Origin of the sequence: Halomonas sp. ND22Bw (assembly GCF_003011945.1) — a bacterium.
In the GTDB taxonomy this organism is placed as follows: domain Bacteria; phylum Pseudomonadota; class Gammaproteobacteria; order Pseudomonadales; family Halomonadaceae; genus Halomonas; species Halomonas halophila.
In genome coordinates this window covers 165,768-186,002 of sequence record NZ_PXWD01000008.1, presented here as the reverse complement: position 1 = coordinate 186,002, position 20,235 = coordinate 165,768, and the positions used below count along the sequence as shown (strand labels likewise).

Annotated in this window: 17 protein-coding genes; 7 read left to right on the top strand and 10 right to left on the bottom strand. The window is 63.0% G+C overall.

The window, feature by feature from the left end:
- Positions 1-21: 21 nt before the first annotated feature.
- The gene (locus tag CVH10_RS12095; RefSeq protein ID WP_106488809.1) at positions 22-903 is read right to left on the bottom strand and encodes a LysR family transcriptional regulator; all 882 of its coding nucleotides are present in this window, start codon (positions 901-903) and stop codon (positions 22-24) included.
- Positions 904-1,422: 519 nt separating this feature from the next.
- Here CVH10_RS12095 and CVH10_RS25625 point away from each other — a divergent pair.
- Positions 1,423-1,581, top strand: coding sequence for a hypothetical protein (locus CVH10_RS25625; RefSeq protein WP_181244399.1), 159 nt, complete (start codon positions 1,423-1,425; stop codon positions 1,579-1,581).
- Positions 1,582-1,948: 367 nt separating this feature from the next.
- On the opposite strand, the gene CVH10_RS12085 is transcribed toward CVH10_RS25625, so the two are convergent.
- The 9 genes from CVH10_RS12085 to CVH10_RS12045 form a co-directional block, all read right to left on the bottom strand.
- Positions 1,949-3,670, bottom strand: coding sequence for a cytosine permease (locus tag CVH10_RS12085; protein ID WP_046077741.1), 1,722 nt, complete (start codon positions 3,668-3,670; stop codon positions 1,949-1,951).
- Positions 3,671-3,927: 257 nt separating this feature from the next.
- Complete coding sequence (locus CVH10_RS12080; RefSeq protein WP_046077740.1) at positions 3,928-4,353, bottom strand: tautomerase family protein; 426 nt, start codon at positions 4,351-4,353, stop codon at positions 3,928-3,930.
- Between the two features lie 73 nt (positions 4,354-4,426).
- Positions 4,427-5,929: a CoA-acylating methylmalonate-semialdehyde dehydrogenase gene (locus CVH10_RS12075; protein WP_106488807.1), complete on the bottom strand. Its 1,503-nt coding sequence runs from the start codon at positions 5,927-5,929 to the stop codon at positions 4,427-4,429.
- Between the two features lie 18 nt (positions 5,930-5,947).
- Complete coding sequence (iolE, locus tag CVH10_RS12070; RefSeq protein ID WP_106488806.1) at positions 5,948-6,847, bottom strand: myo-inosose-2 dehydratase; 900 nt, start codon at positions 6,845-6,847, stop codon at positions 5,948-5,950.
- Positions 6,848-6,902: 55 nt separating this feature from the next.
- Positions 6,903-8,753 (bottom strand): 3D-(3,5/4)-trihydroxycyclohexane-1,2-dione acylhydrolase (decyclizing), encoded by a 1,851-nt coding sequence (gene iolD, locus CVH10_RS12065; RefSeq protein ID WP_106488805.1) that lies wholly within the window; start codon positions 8,751-8,753, stop codon positions 6,903-6,905.
- The gene (gene iolC, locus CVH10_RS12060; RefSeq protein ID WP_106488804.1) at positions 8,750-10,690 is read right to left on the bottom strand and encodes a 5-dehydro-2-deoxygluconokinase; all 1,941 of its coding nucleotides are present in this window, start codon (positions 10,688-10,690) and stop codon (positions 8,750-8,752) included. Before iolC ends, iolD begins: the two co-directional genes overlap by 4 nt.
- Before the next feature lie 374 nt (positions 10,691-11,064).
- Positions 11,065-12,075: a Gfo/Idh/MocA family protein gene (locus CVH10_RS12055; protein WP_046077735.1), complete on the bottom strand. Its 1,011-nt coding sequence runs from the start codon at positions 12,073-12,075 to the stop codon at positions 11,065-11,067.
- A gap of 77 nt (positions 12,076-12,152) precedes the next feature.
- The gene (locus CVH10_RS12050; protein ID WP_046077734.1) at positions 12,153-13,052 is read right to left on the bottom strand and encodes a sugar phosphate isomerase/epimerase family protein; all 900 of its coding nucleotides are present in this window, start codon (positions 13,050-13,052) and stop codon (positions 12,153-12,155) included.
- Between the two features lie 39 nt (positions 13,053-13,091).
- Positions 13,092-13,916 (bottom strand): TIM barrel protein, encoded by an 825-nt coding sequence (locus CVH10_RS12045; protein ID WP_106488803.1) that lies wholly within the window; start codon positions 13,914-13,916, stop codon positions 13,092-13,094.
- Positions 13,917-14,085: 169 nt separating this feature from the next.
- On the opposite strand from CVH10_RS12045, the gene CVH10_RS25620 reads away from it, so the two are divergent.
- The 6 genes from CVH10_RS25620 (at position 14,086) to CVH10_RS12020 (ending at position 19,996) form a co-directional block, all read left to right on the top strand.
- Positions 14,086-14,307: a hypothetical protein gene (locus CVH10_RS25620; protein WP_181244398.1), complete on the top strand. Its 222-nt coding sequence runs from the start codon at positions 14,086-14,088 to the stop codon at positions 14,305-14,307.
- A complete protein-coding gene (locus CVH10_RS12040) occupies positions 14,304-15,167 on the top strand; it encodes a MurR/RpiR family transcriptional regulator (protein WP_046077732.1) in 864 nt (287 codons plus the stop codon). The genes CVH10_RS25620 and CVH10_RS12040 overlap by 4 nt, the downstream gene beginning before the upstream one ends.
- A gap of 156 nt (positions 15,168-15,323) precedes the next feature.
- Complete coding sequence (gene iolB, locus CVH10_RS12035) at positions 15,324-16,127, top strand: 5-deoxy-glucuronate isomerase (protein WP_046077731.1); 804 nt, start codon at positions 15,324-15,326, stop codon at positions 16,125-16,127.
- Positions 16,128-16,398: 271 nt separating this feature from the next.
- Positions 16,399-17,313 (top strand): substrate-binding domain-containing protein, encoded by a 915-nt coding sequence (locus CVH10_RS12030; RefSeq protein WP_046077730.1) that lies wholly within the window; start codon positions 16,399-16,401, stop codon positions 17,311-17,313.
- Positions 17,314-17,379: 66 nt separating this feature from the next.
- Positions 17,380-18,924, top strand: a complete 1,545-nt coding sequence (locus tag CVH10_RS12025) for a sugar ABC transporter ATP-binding protein (protein WP_106488802.1) — start codon at positions 17,380-17,382, stop codon at positions 18,922-18,924.
- A 34-nt stretch (positions 18,925-18,958) separates the two neighbouring features.
- Positions 18,959-19,996: an ABC transporter permease gene (locus tag CVH10_RS12020; protein WP_106488801.1), complete on the top strand. Its 1,038-nt coding sequence runs from the start codon at positions 18,959-18,961 to the stop codon at positions 19,994-19,996.
- Positions 19,997-20,235: the final 239 nt, after the last annotated feature.

The window sequence follows — 20,235 nt, the reverse complement described above, 5'->3', positions numbered from 1 at the left end:
CTCCTTTATATTACACAGCTATTATTTATTGGATATAATGCCAAATATTTTCTTGACTTCACCAAATCTTTCATTGACGAGATCATTGTCGCGGCATGTCAAGTACCACCTTATATTTATAGGATCCCCGTCAAGAGGTAGAATTTTTAGCCCCTCCTGATTCTTACCTGACTTTATAGCCCAGGAAGACAGGATGCTAACACCATGTTGAGTATCAGCGATTACACTTAGTATCGTTTGAACGGACTCAATTATATGTATATTGTTTGGAGACTGGTTGTTAGGCTGCAAAAACAGATCAAACTCAAAACCAGGTTCACGAGTGGCGCTATATGTGAGATATGTCTCAGCAGCAATTTCTGCTGCAGTAATGAAGTCTTTTTCTGCCAGATGGTGAGTTGCAGGGAGAACTGCCATCAATTCATCTTCAAACAAGAAGATGCTATTGATCCCTTGCTGCTCCGGGGGGGCTGTCAGCAAAGCCAGATCAATCTGTTTATCTAGCAACGCTGTCGTCAATGCAGCACTTGAAAATCGATAAAGTTCTAGCGGTATCACTCCAGAGCGGTGTTGTTCGCACAGAATATCACTAACTGTATCGTACGCATCTACGCCCCATTTAAGTGATGTTGTGTCGGAACGGGCCAATAGTGCCGCTTCACCTTCGGCTTCTCTAATCTTTGGAATAATATCTTGTGCTGTTTCCAGAAGCCTAACCCCCGCCGGGGTCAATTGGATTTTTCGACCTCTTTTCTCAAAAATTGATATTGCTAGCCGGCGTTCCATTTCCCGTATGCGGTGCGTTACTGCTGGTTGTGTTAACCCTAATGCAGCAGCAGCAGATTGTAGCGTTCCATGCTTATATATGGCTTCTATGAGAATGTAATATTTTATATCAAGCATAAAAACTCTTGGTTACGATGATGGAATAACTTTATGGATGTTATGCAGAACTATCAAATTAGATTTTCTGTAAAACACGCATGATTTTTTTATGGATGATAGAGGTGCGCTATCCTATGAGCATGAGGCGGAAGCAGAATGCTAAGAATTATTCGCAAACTGCCCGTGGCATGGAAGGCCCTCTGTTCCTTCCTGTTCCTGCGTCAGGACCGCCCGGCCGCACAGATAGCGGTTGGTGTTGTACTGGGCTTCATCGGTATCGCACTGAGTGCTCGTCTCTGGGAAGGCTCCGATGACATGGCGTTGGCCGGGGCTTGTGCATGCTGGCCGTGACGCTGAGCCAAGGAGTGTCATTCGTCAATGCCCAACGGCTCCTGTCGCCGCTGAAACTGCGCCGCTGGCATTGGTGACCTGGCAGTCGGGACTCGCGGTTCTGACTCTGCTAATACTGACTAACTTCGTCAGCATGGCTAGCCTCACGTCGAATTCGCGAACACTGGTGGGGGCCGTGGCCTGGGAGTGCTGGGCACCGAGCGAGCCTGCTTCAGCAATTACTCCATCATCGGAAAGCCAGGTTCCGTGCAGGCATCCGATGCCAGCTACATTGCCCTGGTGGTGGCCGTGATCATTGGTACGGCAGTTGGCGAGGAAATCACCGGTACGTCACCCTCGCGCTGACCTGATCGTCGGGGAGGTGGTGCTATCCGGAGGAGGAAGCGTAAGAGCACACCGACTCCTTCTCATCACCCAGCCGGGGATTGACGGCTACCGGTGCCGCCCGTGGAGCCTCAGTGTATGCGCATGCTCATGAAGGCAGGCATTCGGCTCGGCCTCATTACTCTGCAAGCACTGGGCTATGCCATTGGTAACAGCAGTGACATAACCATGGCCGACCAGAACACTGGTTTCTACCCTATCGAGTTTCTATGTGAGAGAGGCAGGGCTCGAACGAGCAGGAGGCCCCTTCTCACTGTATCCGCAGTCTAAAGACCAGAAGGCCCCCACCATCCCATGACGGCGGGGGCCTTCGCGTGCGTCTCGCGGATCAGGCCGTGTGATGTCGGGGCTTGCGACGGTTGCGCATCCACAGTGTCGCGGAGGCGAAATACAGCGCCGTCGGCACCACAATCAGGGTCTGGAAGGTGTCAAGGTGTGCGACGGCACTCTCGTCGCCGATCCAGGCCCAGCCGGCGACCCCCAGGATGACCAGCAGGCAGGCCACAGCGGTGAAGTACCAGGGATCGCGGATGCTGACCGGCGCATGCTCCGCCACCGCAGTGCCGGAATCCTCGGCCGGCTGCACGGGGCCATAGGCCGCGTGGTGCAGATCGGCGCCGCACGCACTCCCCCGCTCGACGCCAGCCAGGCGGCACAGCAGCGGGTAGGCCAGGAAGCTCACCAGCCACACGGGAATGAACAGCGCAAACAGATGCAGCGAGCCGTCAATCAGCAGAGCGACGCCAACGGCAATCCCGAGGCCCCAGGCCCCGAAGGCAGGCAGGTTGCTGCCCAGCCGCTGGCGTTCACGCCAGAAGGGACGCATTCCCTGACGCGGCAGCAGGAAGTGCTCGGCGGCGATGATGGCACCCACCGGGGCGATCAGCATGATGAAGTAGGACAGCACGTTCAACCACTGGGTGAACACGAAGGGGAAGCAGGCGATCAGGGTGGTGACCACACCGGTGGCCACGGTTACCCGCACGCGGGAGTATTTTGGGAAGACCGACTGGAAGGCCAGGCCGGCACGATAGAGGCTGGGGATCGAGGTGGTCCAGCCAGCCACCACCACGGCAATCAGCCCCATGGCGCCGAGGACGCTGAAGGCGACGCCGCCCGGATCCATGTCGATCAGCTGAGACTTGGCGAGCAGTGCCGCAGTGGCCCCCATCAGACCGGCACAGACCCAGGCCATATAGTGACCGATGTACATGCCGGCGGCGGAGAAGTAGCTGTAGGAGGACTTGCGAGCGAAGCGCAGGATGCTCATGTCGCTCATGCCCAGGTGCATCGGCAGGTTGGCCCCCCAGGCCCAGGCCGCGATCACCCACATGGAGATGCCGGGCGTGCCGTCAGGAGAGGTACCTGTCCAGACGAAGGTATCGACCACGCCGGCCAGCGTGAAGAGGCCATCCAGTTCGCCCATGTGCATCAGCACCGGCACCGTGAGCACGCCGCTAGCGAGGAACATAGTCGCCATCCACGGCGAGCAGACGGTGGAGAAGTTGGCGATCAGCTTGAAGCCCTTGACGGTCATCCACACCGTGATGGCGCCGACGAACAGCACCAGGGCCACGAAGCTCAGGCTCTGGGGATACCAGGCAGTCTGGGGCGGAATGCTGGTGACCACGCGGAAAGCCGAGGCCGATACCGTGATCATGGCGCCGGAAACCACGGCAAAGATCAGGCCGTTCAGGAGGTTGTAGACCAGCGAGAAGTGCTTGCCTGCGAGACGCTCCAGGTACCAGTAGATGGTCATGCGCGAGCGCGTGGCTACCGGGCTGCAGACCCAGGCCCAGGAGAGCACCGCCAGCAGGTTGCCGATCAGCAGCCCCCACAGCAGGTCGCCGGTGCTGACCCCGAGCGAGACCAGAGAGGCGCCGATGACGAACTCGGTGCCGGCCACGTGCTCACCGGCGTAGGAGCCCAGGAAATACTTGCCACTGAGCTGATGACTGGGAGGAATCCGCTGTCGCTCGAATTCACCGTCACTGCTCGTGTCGGATCGAGGCATCTCTTGGGCGGCCGTGGAATGGGCTGGCGTGCTCATGTGCGTCGCTCCTTTGTTATGGAGAAAATCCACCGGATGGACGCTACCGGTGAAATGAAATGGAACGCTGATTCCAGAATATAGATTTCACGGAAGGAATGTTCAATGCATGTATTCCATACTTTGGTCTACTCCGCGGGCCGAAGACCTTGAACGTCGCTACCCTCACGCACAAAAACGCGCCATGGAAGCACCGCCGTCCGGCTGGGCCCTCCATGGCGCGCGATTTACGGTTCGTAAACGGCCCCGCAAGAGGCTCATGACATCTCGCCAGCCTCCCGAACCGGCTGGAAGAAGCATCCCTGCTGCACATCACCTTGCTCAAGGAACTGCGCCACGCCGTTGCCGAACGACCAGTCGGCGTCGCTATTCTCGGTAATCACGATCATCACATTGGCTGGCTTGATGCCGGCCAGCCTCGACAGGTCGTCCACGACTCGTCGATAGAAGGCCTGCTTGGCTTCGATCGGGCGACCGGCGCGCATGGTCAGCTGCAGAAACACGGCGTCGCCGTTGCGCTGCTGCAGCTCCATGTCCTCGGCCGGCAAGGGCTGGAGGAGCTGATAGCGATCGTCTGCCGGGAAGTCGAGGGTTTCGATCACCGCGGCGTTGACCAGGTCGGCGACTTTCTTGCGCCAAGGAAAAGAGCGATGGTCGGGCACACTGATGGTCACGAGGGGCATGAAAAGGTCTCCTGTCGAAGAAACGCCGGGCACGAGGCCCGGCGCGAAGGTGAAACGCGAGGTCGGGCGTCGGTCAGAGGGTCGGCATGGTGAAATGGTTGGTCTCTTCACGAATGCCGCTCGGCCAGCGCTGGGTGATGGTCTTCATGCGAGTGTAGAAGCGCACGCCGTCGGGGCCGTGCATGTGCAGCGGGCCGAACAGCGAACGCTTCCAGCCGCCAAAGCTGTGGAAGGCCATCGGCACCGGGATCGGCACGTTGACGCCGACCATGCCCACCTGGATCTGCTCACAGTACTGGCGTGCGGCATCACCATCGCGGGTGAAGATGGCGGTCCCATTGCCGTACTCGTGGTCGTTGATCATCGCCACGGCGTCGTCGAAGCTCGCCGCCCGGGCGATGGCCAGCACCGGCCCAAAGATCTCCTCGGCGTGAATGCGCATGCCCGGGGTGACGCGGTCGAACAGGGTGCCACCGACGAAGTAGCCGTCGCCGGCGCCCTCGATCACGGTTTCACGGCCGTCGACCACCAGCTCGGCGCCCTCGTCCACCCCGGTCTGGATATAGCCCTTGACCTTCTCCAGGTGCTCACGGGTGACCAGCGGGCCCATGTCGTTGTCGGGCCCCTCGACGATCCCCGGGCCGACGCGCAGCTGCTCGAGCTGCTCGACGAGCTTGGCACGCAGCCGCTCGGCGGTCTCCTCGCCCACCGGCACGGCCACCGAGATCGCCATGCAGCGCTCGCCGGCGGAGCCGTAGGCCGCGCCCATCAGCGCGCTCACCGCCTGGTCGAGGTCGGCGTCGGGCATCACCACCATGTGGTTCTTCGCCCCGCCCAGTGCCTGAACGCGCTTGCCGTGGGCCGAGGCGGTGGCATAGATGTATTCGGCGATCGGCGTGGAGCCGACGAAGCTCACCGCCTGGACGCGCTCGTCGGTGAGCAGCACGTCGACCGATGCCTTGTCACCGTTGACCACGTTGAACACGCCGTCGGGCAGGCCGGCCTCGCTGAGCAGCTCGGCCAGGCGCATCGGCGTGGACGGGTCCTTCTCGGACGGCTTCATGACGAAGGTGTTGCCGCAAGCCAGAGCGATGGGGAACATCCACATCGGCACCATGGCCGGGAAGTTGAACGGCGAGATGCCGGCACATACGCCCAGCGGCTGCATCATCGAGTAGCTGTCGACGCCGGTGCCGACGTTCATCGAGTGCTCGCCCTTCTGCAGGTGCGGGATGCCGCAGGCGAACTCGACCACTTCCAGGCCGCGGGTCACCTCGCCCTTGGCGTCGGAGAATACCTTGCCGTGCTCGCGGGAGATCATGGCGGCCAGCTCGTCGGCGTATTGCTCGACCAGCGCCTTGAACCTGAACAGGATGCGCGAGCGCTTGAGCGGCGACAGCTTCGACCAGCCGGCGAAGGCCGCCTCGGAGGAGGCGATCGCCTCGCGGGTCTCGTCGGCGGAGGCCAAGGCGACCTGGGCGCTCTGCTCGCCGGTGGCGGGGTTGTAGACCGGTGCGAAGCGCTCGCTGCGTCCGTCGACGTGGCGGCCGTTGAGATAGTGGTGAATCTGGTTCATGACGTTACCTCTTGGTGCTTATTTCTCGATGGTGAAACCGGCCCCTTCGGCCAGCGAGCGCAGGTTGTTGCACCCCAGGCGGGCATAGGTCAGCGGATTGGCGATCTGCGGATCCTGTTCGGCCTCCACCACCAGCCAGCCCTGATAGCCGGTCTGGTGCAGATGCTCGAGGGCCGGCAGGAAGTCGATGTCGCCGTCGCCGGGCACGGTGAACATGCCGTCGAGCACCCCGTCCAGGAAGCTCTTGTCGCGGTTGCGCACCGCCTCGCGCACCGGGAAACGCATGTCCTTGCAGTGCACGTGCTTGATGCGCGACGCATAGCGCTGAGCGATCGCCAGCGGATCGCCGCCGGCACCCACCAGGTGGCCGAAGTCGAGCAGCAGGCCCACCGAGTCGCGGGTGCTGTCCATCAGCCGCTCCACGTCGGCCTGGCTCTCCACCACTGTGCCCAGATGATGGTGATAGGCCAGGTGAACGCCCTGCTCCTTCAGGTAATCGCCGACCACGTTCAGGCCCTCGGTGAGGCGCTGCCAGTCGGCCTCGTTGAGGTGTGGCCGGCGGGTCAGCGGTGTGCCCTGGTCGCCGTGGACGCAGCGCGAGACCTCGCAGAACACCATCGCGCTGGCCCCGCACTGTTTGAGCAGTTCGAGATGCTCCTTGACCGCCTCGATCTCTTCCTCCGGGCTGCGCTCCAGCAGCTGACTGGAATACCAGCCGGAGACCAGCGACAGGTCGTGCTCGCCCAGCACCCGGGACAGGGCATCCGGGGTGCGCGGGAACTTGTGGCCCAGCTCGAAGCCGGTGAAGCCGGCCTCTCGACCCTCCGAGAGACACACCTCGAGCGGGGTGTCGCCGCCCAGGCTCGGCAGGTCGTCGTTGGTCCAGGTCAGGGGGTTGATGCCCAGTCTAACGCTCATGATGTGCTCCTAATCGTGAACCCCGTGGTTCGTCGGTATATCGCTTGTCGCCGTGTCAAAGGTTCTGCCACTGTCGGGCCTTGTAAGACTCGTAGCGCCGGCGAGCCTCCTCGACCTGGCTGCGTTCGGAGACCTCCGGCACTGCCACGTCCCACCAGGAGCCGCTGTCGCCGGTGTCGAGCAATGGATCGGTATCGAGGGTGATCACATAGCTGGTCTCGGCGGTCTTGGCGCGCGCCAGGGCCTGCTCCAGCTCGGCGATGTTGCCCACCTTCTCGGCCTGTGCCCCCAGCGCCCGGGCATGAGCGGCAAAATCGGTCTTGGGCGCCCCACCCTCCGCCGTCAGGCAGTCGTCGAGCAGGTTGTTGAAGCCCGGGCCGCCGCAGAACTGCTGCAGACGATGGATGCAGCCGTAGCCGCGGTTATCGAGCACCACCGCGACGATCTTGTGGCCCAGCATCACCGAGGTGGCGATCTCGGAGTTCAGCATCAGGTAGGAGCCGTCACCGACCATCACGAACACCTCGGAGTCGGGCTTGGCCATCTTGGCCCCCAGCCCGCCGGCCAGCTCGTAGCCCATGCAGGAGTAGCCGTACTCCATGTGGTAGCCACGATCGAAGCGGGTGCGCCACAGCTTCTGCAGCTCGCCCGGCAGCCCGCCGGCGGCGCAGACGACGATGTCGCGTTCGCCGGCGGCACGGTTGACCGCGCCGACCACCTCGGCGTCGCTGGGCAGGTCGCTGCCACGATCGGTGGTGGCGATGTCGACCTGGGCGTTCCATTCGCTGCGCAGCCGGGCGGCACGCTCGATCCAGCCACCCTCGGGCTGCCAGCCGGCCAGCCCCTCCCTGAGCTCGGGCAGCGTCAGGCGGGCGTCGCCGACCAGCGCCTGGCCCTTGTGCTTGACCGCATCGAAGGAGGCCACGTTGAGGCACAGCAACCGGGCGTGTGGGTTGAACATGGCCCGCGAGCCAGAGGCGAAGTCGCCCAGCCGGGTGCCCACGGCGATGATCAGATCGGTCTCGGCGGCCAGGGCATTGGTGGAGGCCGCACCGGTGACGCCGATGGTCCCCATGTTCTGCTCGTGGTCCCACGGCAGGGCGCCCTTGCCGGCCTGGGTCTCGCCCACCGGCAGGTGATAGGTGGAAACCAGGGCATCGAGCTCGGCCAGCGCGCCCGAGTAGTGCACCCCCCCCCCGGCGACCACCATCGGCTGCTTCGCCTGGCGGATCAGCGCGATGGCATCGGCCAGCTCGTCGCGATCCGCGGCCTGGCGACGCTGACGATGGAGGGTCTCGTCGAAGAAGTGTTCCGGGAAATCGAAGGCCATCGTCTGCACGTCCTGGGGCAGCGCCAGGGTCACCGGCCCGCATTCCACCGGGTCGGTGAGCACCCGCATGGCCTGGGGCAGCGAGGTCAGCAGCTGCTCGGGGCGGGTGATGCGATCGAAGAAGCGGCTCACCGGCCGGAAGCAGTCGTTGGAGGTCAGGGTGTGATCGTGAAAGTTCTCGACCTGCTGCAGGACCGGGTCCGGCATGCGAGTGGCGAAGGTGTCGCCTAGCAGGAACAGCACCGGCAGCCGGTTGACATGGGCCACTGCGGCAGCGGTGACCATGTTGGTCGAGCCCGGGCCGGCCGAGGCCGTGCAGGCCATCATCTGCCGGCGATTGAGCGTCTTGGCGTAGGCGATGGCGGCGTGCGCCATGCCCTGCTCGTTGTGGGCGCGATAGGTCGGCAGTTCCTCACGGACGTGGTAGAGCGCTTCCCCCAGGCCGGCCACGTTGCCGTGGCCAAAGATGCCCCATACCCCGGCGAACATCGGCTGTATCTCGCCGTCGAGTTCGACCTTCTGGGCCATCATGTAGCGAATGACGGCTTGGGCCATGGTGAGTCGAATGGTGCTCATGACAGGACTTCCTCTGCAGTGGGCTGGGCGGCGCGCAGCCGTTGCCATTCTTCAATCAGTTCGGCGTAGTTGCCGGCGACCTTGTCGACCAGCTGGGCATCGTCGATGGTGCCGGCCAGCCACTCGCGGCCGGGCCCGGCGAACAGGGTGCGGCCGACGGTGAAGCCCTTGCAGCGGGCGTTGCGAGCGGCGGCGGCGAAGCCGCGTTTCATGTCGTCCATCGGCGCGTCCAGGCCCAGCAGCACGACGCCGCGGCAGTGCGGATCCTGCTCCTCGATCGCCTGGCTGACCGCTATCCAGGCCGCGTCGGACATGGCCGGCAGCTTCCACCAGTCGGGGCGGATGCCCAGGTGGTAGAGTCGCTGCACGGCACGCGCCAGGGTGCGGTCATCGACCTCACTGCCAGCGGGCGGGATCACCTCGACCAGCAGTTCCAGATGATTGGCGCAGGCCGACTGGTAGAGCTGACGCAGGCGAGCTTCCTGCTCCAGGCGCAGCTCGACCGGATCGTCTGGGTGATAGAACACCAGACACTTGATGATGTGCTCCGCCGGCCAGTGGCGCAGTTCGCTGCCCAGGTCGTCGCCATGCTGGAAGTGCAGCGGGCGGGAGCTCGGCAGCTCCACCGGACGGCCGATCCACCACCCCTTGCCGGTGGCGTCGTTCAGCGCGTCCTGGCCGAAGACGTCGTCGACCAGGATCGCCGGCTTGTCGAGCCCGGTGCGACGGGCGCCTTCCTCGGCGGCACGCACCAGCAACTGCTTGAGCACCGGGATGCGCGCCGGGTCGGCCTCGACGTCACGCGCCATGTCGGTGAGCTGGCGCCGATGGTCGAAGGCCAGACCGCAGACCTGGGGCCAGTCGGCAGGCGTGCGAGTGGTGACCCGATGCAGGTGGTTGAGGCGTTCATCCTGATCGGGGCGTGGGACTGTAGCGCGACGGCTCAGGTAGTCGAACAGCTCTTCTTCAGTGGGCATGGCCGGAGCGCAACCGTGGCGCGACACCACCAGGGCGCCGCAGGCGTTGGCATAAGTGGCGCAGGTCTCCCAGCTTTCCCCGCGCAGCCAACCCCTGAGCAGGCCGCTCATGAAGGCATCGCCGGCGCCCAGCACGTTGAGCACCTCGACCTTGACGCCCTCCACCAGGATGCCGTCCTCGATGCGCTCGGTAATCTCGCCCTCGAAGACCACGCAGCCCAGGGCGCCGAGCTTGCACACCAGAGTGGCATCGCTGACCCGGCGCACCGCACGCAGCGAGGCCAGGGTATCGGTGCTGCCGCCGGCGATGTGGAACTCCTCCTCGGTGCCGACGATCAGGTCGAAGTCGCCAAGCCATTGCTGCAGATCGGTGGTGACCGACTCATCGGCGATAAAACGGGTCTCGCCGTCGCCGGGGGTGGTCAGGCCCCACAGTACCGGGCGGTAATCGATATCCAGCACCCGCTTGACGCCATGCTCGGCGGCGGCGTCCAGCGCCTTGCGACAGGCCCGTCCGGTGGTCTCGGTGGACAGGTGGGTGCCGGTGATGGCGAGCGCCTTGGCACGGGCGATGAAGGCCGGATCGATGACCTCGGCATCGATGGCCATATCGGCACAGTCATGGCGATAGAACAGCAGCGGGAAGCTGTCGCGATCCTTGAGCGCCAGCAGCACCAGGCCGGTGTGACGGTCGGGATCGGTCTGCAGGGCACTGACGTCGACGCCCGCACGCTCGAGTTCCTCGCGCACGAAGCCGCCCATCTGCTCGTTGCCGACCCGCGACAGCATCGCCGACTTGAGGCCGAGCCGAGCGGTGCCATAGGCCATGTTGCCGGAGCTGCCGCCCAGGTACTTGGCGAAGCTGGAGACATCCTCCAGTCGACTGCCGATCTGCTCGGCGTAGAGATCAACGGCGACGCGGCCGAGACAGATCAGATCCAGGGAGTTGGCATTGTTCATAGAGTCGATTCCTGCTTGAGGCCGGCGCCCGACTGCATGGGACCGGTCGGTGGGCTCTAGCGGCCGTGGTTGCGTAATACGTCGGCTGTCATATCGATACTAGACAAAATAGAACAAAGATTCCAGTAATACCAAAGTTGGAACAATAGTTCCTAGTAACCCGTAAACATGAAACATCCGCCATCAAAGGCCTGGCGCGGTTTTCAAGACCGAGAAGGGTCGCGCAAGCGGGTATTGCGTTCCGACACATTCGGAATGAACGTTTCATTCCCGAGTCACACAACGAGGACCGGTCACGGCATAAAAAAGCCCTGGATACCGTGTCACGACGACATCCAGGGCCAACCTTCACGACGCTCAGTTACGGACCCGCCTCAGCCATAGAATGCCGGACGCTCAGGCATGTTGATCGCTTCGATCTGCCCGCTCTCCTGCGCCTTGACGCAGGCATCGCTGGCAATGGCGGCGGCATAGCCGTCCCAGGATGACGGCCCGCCGATCTCGCCGACGGCAACGCCGTCGATGAACGCTTGCAGTTCGACGTCGAAGGCGTCACCGAAACGCTGCTTCCAGTCCTGCAGGATCTCGTTGGAGCGCTGGCCGCCCTGGCGGAAGGTCAGGCTCTGCGGCTCGGGCAGGTGGGCGATGCCCTCCTCGCCTACCACGTCACACTGGATGTCGTAACCGTACTGGCAGTTGACGAACACCTCGACATCGATGCGTACGCCCTTCGCGGTCTCCAGCAGGACCATCTGCGGATCTTCCACCTTGCTGTGAGCATGGCGCGTCTTGCGCGGGAAGATCACCTGGGCGCTGGCGTAGTCGTCGTCGAGCAACCAGCGGAAGGTGTCCAGCTCATGGATCAGAGTGTCGTGGATCGCCATCGGTGTGACGTAGCGCTCCGGCACGTCGGGGTTACGGTGGGCGGCGTGCACCAGCAGCGGCTCGCCCAGGCGGTTGGCGTCGATGGCATCCTTCATCAGGTTGTAGCCGCTGTCGTAGCGACGCATGAAGCCGACCTGGACGAGGCGCCTTCCGGCCTCGATCTCGGCATCGATGATATGGCGACAGCCCTCGGCGGTAGTGGCCAGTGGCTTCTCGCAGAACACGGCCTTGCCGGCCGAGATGGCGGCGAGCACGTATTCTTCATGAGTCGGGCCCCATGAGGTGACCAGCACCGCATCCACGTTGTCGGACTGGATCAGCTCGAGGCCGCTCTCGTAGACCCGCGCATCGAGACGCAGACGATCGACGACGCCGCGCGCCTGGTCGGCATTGACGTCGCTGACGGCGACGATTTCACCGCCGGTGAGGCGTTGGGAAATGCGGCGGGAATGCTCCTCGCCGATCATGCCGGTTCCGATGACACCGATTCTGACGGTCATGGTGATGTCCTTTAGTGTGTTGAGCTTGTTCGTAGAGAGGACAGTGGGCCTGGCGATGATGCCGGGCCCACTCGGCATCACTGCTTCCAGTACTTGTCGACGTAGCGCTGGATCTCTTCTCGCATAAAGCGCGAGGACTCCACGGCGCGCTCTTCCCAGGCAAACACGCAGCTCGACAGCACACCGTCGAAACCAATCTCGTGCAGGGTCTTGAAGAAGACATCCCAGTCAACTTCACCCTCACCGATGTCCAGGTGCTGGTGCACGCGAGCGTTGGAGGTCGGCGGATTGACGATGTACCGAAGCCTCGAAGAGCCCTTGTGATTGAAGGTGTCGGCTACCCGAGCATGGGCCAGCACACCCTGTGTGGAGCGCATCGTCTCGGCCAGATCGTCGCCATAGTAGAAGGAATGCGGCGCGATGTAGGACGCCTTGACCGCCGGGGAATCGATCGTCTTGATGATATTGACCGCCGGCTCCATGGTCTCAACCCAGTCCTCGGGGTGAGGCTCGATGCTCAGGGTCAGGCCCTCGCGTTCGAGAAGCGGCACCAACACGTCCATGGAACGCCAGAAAGCGTTCTCACAGGCCTCCGGGGTATGCCGCCCTTCGCGATCGGCGAAGGAGCGCTCGTCAGAGCCGCCGCGGCCGAACTCTGACACCAGCGTGTCGCATTCCATTTCCACGGCGATCTCGATGACCCGCTTCCAGTTATCGATGGCCATTTCCCACTCGTCCTTATAGGGACTGGACCAGCGGTACATCGGCTGCATGGTCGCAAGGGCGACGCCATGATCCTTCATGGCCTTCTTGAAGGAACGCACGCGCTCAGGATAGACGCGGGGGCGCGTCCACCAGTTCAGGAAATCGGGGCGCGGCGACAGCTCGATGTAGTCGTAGCCGAGTTCGGCGGTCAGCCGGCAGGTTTCCTCCAGCGACAGGTGCCGATGCATATGAGGGTCGAGGGCGATCTTCATGACGAACTCCGGGTGATGAATGAGTGTTCCAAATGGGGATCAGCGCAGACCGGCCTGCACGAAGGCCATGCTCTGGCGCAGATCGTCCACCGGATCTGCCGCGGCATGCACCGCCTCGGCGAAGGGCTCGAACGAGACGTAGCCGTCGTAGCCCTCATCCAGCAGCCGGCGCAGCTGGCCGACGTTGTCCAGTCGATCCGCCTCGCCGACCAGGAAGCGATCGCCGTCGAGCATCTCCTCGAAGCCGATGGCCGGATCCTCGACACCGGAGATATGCACCAGGCCGGTCATGTCGGCGAAAAACTCTGTCTCGCCGGCTCCCTGGTGATGGAAGGTGTCGTGGACCAGGCCAAAGCGCTGCTCGAGACCCAACTCACGAATCACCGTCACCGCCGCACGCTTGGTGCGCAGGGTGGAGATCGGGAACCCCAGCGGCTCGACGAAGCCCCTGAGACCATACTGGCCGAGGATGCTGTCCAGCGCGGTAAGTGCCTGCCTGAGTGCGGCCGCCATGTCGGCCTCCGAGCCACGGTAGTCGCCATCGACCAGCGGGCACAGTACCAGGCCACGTCCACCGCAAGCCGCAACCAGCTGAGCCAGCTTGTCAGCCTGAGCGGCTCGCTCGTCGCTCCAGTCGTTGAACGGATAGAGGGCATTGAGGCTCAGGATCTCGACGCCCAGCGCCCGGGCGCGTTCGCCAACGGCACGCGCCTGCTCTCCATCAACCAGGCTGTTCTCGCCAACGTCGTTGCGCAGCTCCACGGCACCGACGCCCATCTCGGCGGCGACCTCGATCAGTTGCGCGGGTGTCCAGCGGGGGCACACCATGTGATTCAGCGAAAACTTCAGGGCTTGCTTTGCCATGACGGGCTCCAGTGATGACGTCATTGTTGACCGGCCATCGCGCCGTTCGGGCAACGCCCGGTGGACGGGATGGCGCATTTGCCGGAAGGCTAGAACACATATTCCATGCCATCAACAAACAGAACATTCCATCCTTAAAGCAAAGCCTCGACAGGAAAACAATAAATATATGAATATCAAAGAGTTAAACTGTTCACCGTGGTGTCGCAACCCGCGTAAATTACGACCAAAGCAGCATTCCACTCCGCTCATATCAGATGAAAAAACGGAAAAATTGCTCCGCCATCCATTCTATACTAACGTAGAAATGGAATTTTTATTCCCTCTGCGCTATACTGGGCATCACGATGAAATGAGCGCATCAGGCCCCACCAGCGAGGCGCAACCATGAGCCAGCCCCCTCAGGACTTCACCACACTGGAAGAGCGCATCACGTCGGACTATCCGGCGCTGAGCCGTCGCCTCCAGCAAACGGCACGCTTCCTGCTCGATCATCCCCAGGAGGTGGCCTTTGCCACCGTAGCCAAGCTGGCCGAGAGGGCGAGTGTCACGCCGTCGACGCTGATCCGTTTCGCCAACCATTTCGGCTTCTCGGGCTTCTCCGAAATGCAGCAGCTGTTTCGCTCGCGACTGGTGGACGAGCTACCCAATTACAGCGAGCGCATTCGCGCCGTGCGCTCAGCCACCGGCGAGACACCGGACAGCACCCAGCTGCTGTGGGAGTTTGCCGAGGCCAACCGTGAGGTGCTCGATCAGCTACCGGGCAACATTGACCCCCGGCACCTGGAGCGAGCTCTGGACATCTTCGAGCAGGCGCGTGCCATTCACGTAATGGGGGCGAGACGCAGCTTCGTGGTCGCGAGCTACATGACCTACGCCCTGCATCACATCGAAAAAAGCACCTACCTGGTCAATGGCCTGGGTGGCATGTACGGCGAGCAGGTGCGCAACATCGAGCCTCAGGACGCCCTGATGGTGGTCAGTTTCTCGCCCTATGCTCCCGAATCCCGCGAGGTGGCAGACGAGGCCCGAAAACGCGGTATCCCGCTGGTGGTGATCACCGACTCGAGCCTCAGCCCGCTGGCTCGCATCGCCGATGTCTCACTGGTGGTACACGAGGCAGAGGTCAAGAGCTTCCGCGGATTGACGGCCTCGCTTTGCCTGACCCAAACCCTGGCCATCGCGTTGGGAATGCGCCAGGACAAGGCCCGCGACCGTTCCGGCCGTGATGGCGACGAGGCACAGGCCTGACCCGGCCAACGCCCCGTACCGCCGGCAGCACCCGCGCGGTCCCAGTAATCCAAGATCCGATTCGCCGTCGTCCTGGAACACGACGACGGCGCCCCTGCGCAGCAGGCAGGCAATACACCGCTGGATGACACTCACTGAACTCGACAGGAGCGCCCCATGACTTCACTGCTGGTACGCCCTCACGCGCCCGATGATCAGGGCACGGTACTCGACATCACGCCGGAATCCGCCGGCTGGGAGCACGTCGGCTTCCGCATCCACCAGCTGACCAAAGGCCAGCGCCTGGAGGCCAACACTGGCAACCGGGAACACTGCCTGGTGCTTCTCACCGGTCGCGCCACCGTGAGCTGCGGCGAGCATCGCTGGGAAGATATCGGCGAGCGCATGGACATCTTCGAGAAGGTGCCACCCTATGCGGTATACCTGCCCGATGGCGTCGGCTTCGAGGTCGAGGCGACCACCGACATGGAACTCGCGGTCTGCAGTGCCCCGGGGCACGGCAACCACGCGCCCCGGCTGATCGCCCCCGACCAGATCCAGCAGAGCACTCGCGGCAGCGGCACCAATACCCGCCACATCCAGGACATCCTGCCGGAGACCGAGCCGGCCGACGGCCTGCTGGTGGTGGAGGTCTACACCCCCCCGGGCAACTGGTCCAGCTACCCCCCGCACAAGCACGACGTGGACAATCTGCCCGAAGAGTCGATCCTCGAGGAGACCTACTACCACCGCCTCAACCCCTCCCAGGGCTTCGCCTTCCAGCGGGTCTACACCGATGACCGCAGCCTGGACGAGACCATGGCAGTCGAGAACGGCTGCTGCGTGATGGTACCGCGCGGCTACCATCCGGTCGGAGCCCCCCACGGCTACGAGCTCTATTATCTCAACGTGATGGCCGGCCCTAAACGCAAGTGGAAGTTCCAGAACGATCCTGCTCACGATTGGATTGCCCATCAGTAACTCAACTCTTTACTGGCTTCTCTCCGCGTCAATTTCTCCGAATTGACGTTTTCCCCGCCTCGGCGGGGTTTTTTGTGTCCAGCCCCCGTATCGGCCAGCACTCGGCTCCACCCAAAAAAGAAACAAAAATTCCATTAATACCAAAGTATAGAATATTTCTTTTGCATTTATTGATTTTGGAATCTAGATTCCAAATAGGATTCTACGGGATTCCTCACTCCTAACGGCATGCCAGCCGCGAGCATAACGAACAATATTCGGGAGACCCTCCATGAAACGCCTATTCCTTGGTACCGCCCTATTCGCTGCCTGCAGCTCTTCTGCCATGGCCGCCACCATCGGCGCGTCGGTGGCCTGGTTCGACGACAACTTCCTCACCACCATGCGCAACGCCATGCAGGCCGGGGCGGAAGCACAGGGCCACGACATCCAGTTCCTGGACGCCCAGGGCGACATCGGCCGCCAGCTGAGTCAGATCCAGACACTGGCCGCGCAGGACGTCGATGCCATCATCATCAACCCGGTGGATACCGCCGCCACCCAGATGATGACCAAGACCGCCGTCGACCATGGCATCCCGCTGGTCTACGTGAACCGCCAGCCAGAAGGCAACGACCTGGACAACGACAACGTCGTCTTCGTCGGCTCGGATCAGAAACTCTCGGGCACGCTGCAGATGGAGGCCATCGCCGAGCGGCTTGACGGCAAGGGCAACGTGGCCGTGATGCTCGGCGAGCTATCGTCCGGGGCCACCCACAAGCGCTGGGACGGGGTCAAGGAGGTCGCCGCGGAGTATCCCGATCTCGACATCGTTGCCGAGCAGCCCGCCGACTATCAGCGCACCGATGCCATCAATCTGATGAACAACTGGATCGTCGGCGGCGAGCAGATCGACGCCGTCGCCGCCAACAACGACGAGATGGCCCTGGGCGCGCTGATCGCCATGAAACAGTCCGGGATCTCACCCGACGAGATCCTGGTCGGCGGCATCGATGCCACCCGCGATGCGCTCGAATCCATGCAGCGGGGCGAGCTGGCCGTCACCGTCTTCCAGGACGCGGAAGGCCAAGGCGGCGGCGCCGTTCAGGCCGCCATCGACATGGTCAACGGCGAGCCCGTGGACGACATCAACATGGTCCCCTTCCAGCTGGTCACTCCCGAGAACCTCGACGACTTCCTCAACTGATGCCGCCAGCCCCGTCCCACCGGGCGGGGCAACGCGAACATCGTCGGAGCGTGCGACATGGCAACGATGAACACACGACAAGACCCCCACGGCGGCGCCGATCGCTACCTGCTGGAGGTCGTCGACGCCCGCAAGACCTTCCCCGGCGTCGTCGCCCTGGATAACGTCCAGCTCAGGATCCGGCCAGGCACCGTACACGCCCTGATGGGCGAGAACGGGGCCGGCAAGTCGACCTTGATGAAGATCATTGCCGGCATCTACATCCCCGACCGGGGCGAGGTCCGCCTGCATGGCAAGCCCCTGAGCCTGAACGGGCCGCTGGATGCCCTCGAGGCCGGCATCGCCATGATCCATCAGGAGCTCAACCTGATGCCCTTCATGACCATTGCCGAGAACATCTGGATCCGCCGCGAGCCGATCAATGTGCTGGGGCTGGTCGATCATCGCCGGATGAACCGGATGACCGAGGAGCTGTTCGAGCGCCTGGGCATCGATATGGACCCGGAGACCGAGGTGCGCCACCTCAGCGTGGCCGGCCGTCAGATGATCGAGATCGCCAAGGCGGTCTCCTATGAATCCGACGTGCTGATCATGGACGAACCCACTTCGGCACTGACCGACCGCGAAGTGGAGCACCTGTTCCGCATCATCGCCGACCTCAAGGCCCAGGGTAAGGGCATCATCTACATCACCCACAAGATGGACGAGGTTTTCGAGATCGCCGACGACATCTCGGTGTTCCGAGACGGCCAGTTCATCCATGCCGCTCCGGCCAGCGATCTGACCTCCGACGAGATCATCAAGCTGATGGTGGGACGCGAGGTCACCCAGATGTTCCCCAAGGAGGAGGTCCCGATCCGCGACGTGGTGCTCTCGGTCAGGAACCTGGCGCTGGAGGGCATCTTCGAGGACATCAGTTTCGATGTGCGCGCCGGCGAGATTCTCGGCATCGCCGGCCTGGTCGGCTCGGGCCGTACCAACGTGGCCGAGACGCTTTTCGGCGTGACGCCGGCCACCGGCGGCAGCATCGCCATCGACGGCCAGGAGACGGTGATCTCTTCTCCCCACCAGGCCATGCTGCGGGGCCTCGCCCTGCTCACCGAGGACCGTAAGGAGACCGGCCTGTTTCTGGGGCTGTCGGTGATCGAAAACATGGAAATGGCCGTGCTGCGCGATGGCTACACCCGAAGCGCCTTCGTCGAACAGGGTCGCCTCGAACAAGAGTGCAGCGCAATGAAGGAGCTGCTGAGGGTCAAGACCCCCAGCCTCGACGAGCGCATCGGCAACCTCTCCGGCGGTAACCAGCAGAAGGTGCTGATCGGCCGCTGGCTGATGACCAATCCGCGCATCCTGATCCTCGACGAACCGACCCGCGGCATCGACGTAGGCGCCAAGGCCGAGATCCACAAGCTGATCAGCAAGCTCGCCGGCCAAGGGGTCGCGGTGATCATGATCTCGTCCGAGCTGCCCGAGGTCATCGGCATGAGCGACCGCATCATGGTGATGCACGAAGGCCGGACCACCGGCTTCCTCGACCGCGGCGACGCCGACCAGGTCAACATCATGGAACTCGCTTCCTCGCCGGTGACGCCACCGGCCGAGAGCGCCTGATACACATCGAGATCAACAACAACGAGTGAACATCATGGCTAACGCAAACGACATGCCGGACACCTCTCAACCGCTTGAGGTGGTCAAGAAACGTAAGCGCAAGGTCCCGACCGAGGTCAGCATCCTGCTGGTACTCGTCGGTATCGCCGTGCTCTTCGAGATCATCGGCTGGATCGTGCGCGGGGATTCATTCCTGATGAACCCGCAGCGACTGCTGATCATGATCCTGCAGATGTCGATCATCGGTATCATCGCTATCGGGGTGACCCAGATCATCATCACCGGCGGCATCGACCTGTCGTCCGGGTCAGTACTGGCCCTGACGGCCATGGTCACGGCCAGCCTGGCGCAACAGTCGGAGTACGTGCGTGCCGTTTACCCGGCCCTGACCGACATGCCCTGGATCGTCCCGCTCGTCGCCGGGATGCTGGTCGGCGCCCTGTGTGGCCTGGTCAACGGCGCCCTGATCTCGTTCGCGGTGATTCCGCCCTTCATCGCCACCCTCGGAATGATGGTCAGCGCCCGCGGCCTGGCCCGGGCCTATACCGACGGCCAGCCGGTCAGCATGTTGACCGAGCAGTTCACCTGGATCGGCTCCGGCGCCAATCCGGTGATCATCTTTCTCGCGGTCGCCGTGATCTTCCACATCGCCCTCAAATACACCCGCTACGGCAAGTATACCTACGCCATCGGCGCCAACCCCCAGGCGGCCCGGGTGTCCGGCATCAACGTGCGGCGCCACCTGGTGCTGGTCTACGCCATCGGCGGCTTGCTGGCCGGCCTGGCCGGCGTCGTGGCCTCGGCACGCGCAGGAACCGGCCAAGCCGGCATGGGCCTGATGTACGAACTCGACGCTATCGCTGCAGCCGTCATCGGCGGCACCAGCCTGGCCGGCGGCTACGGCCGCGTCACCGGCACAGTGATCGGCGCCCTGATCCTCGGCGTCATGCTTTCAGGCTTCACCTTCCTTGGCGTCGATGCCTACTACCAGGACATCGTCAAGGGCGCCATCATCGTGGCCGCCGTGGTCGCCGACCAGTATCGCCAGCGCCGTCGCAACAAGGCAGCCTGATCCCGCCTGCCCGGCCGTTCCAGGCCGGGCGCTATTCACGTCCTGATTCAGGCACTCCCCATCTGGACCTGCCCATCAACAGTGGACGCCTCGTTGAGACTTCGCACGGCTGACCGGGGCGCTGGCCGCCCAGCTGATGCGCGGTCATGCCGCCCGCGGGCACGGCGAGGCGGATCCGGCCACGCTGGTCGAGGCCTATCGCTCGCCGGGCTCGGGCGAGGCGTGAGGCGTGAGGCGTG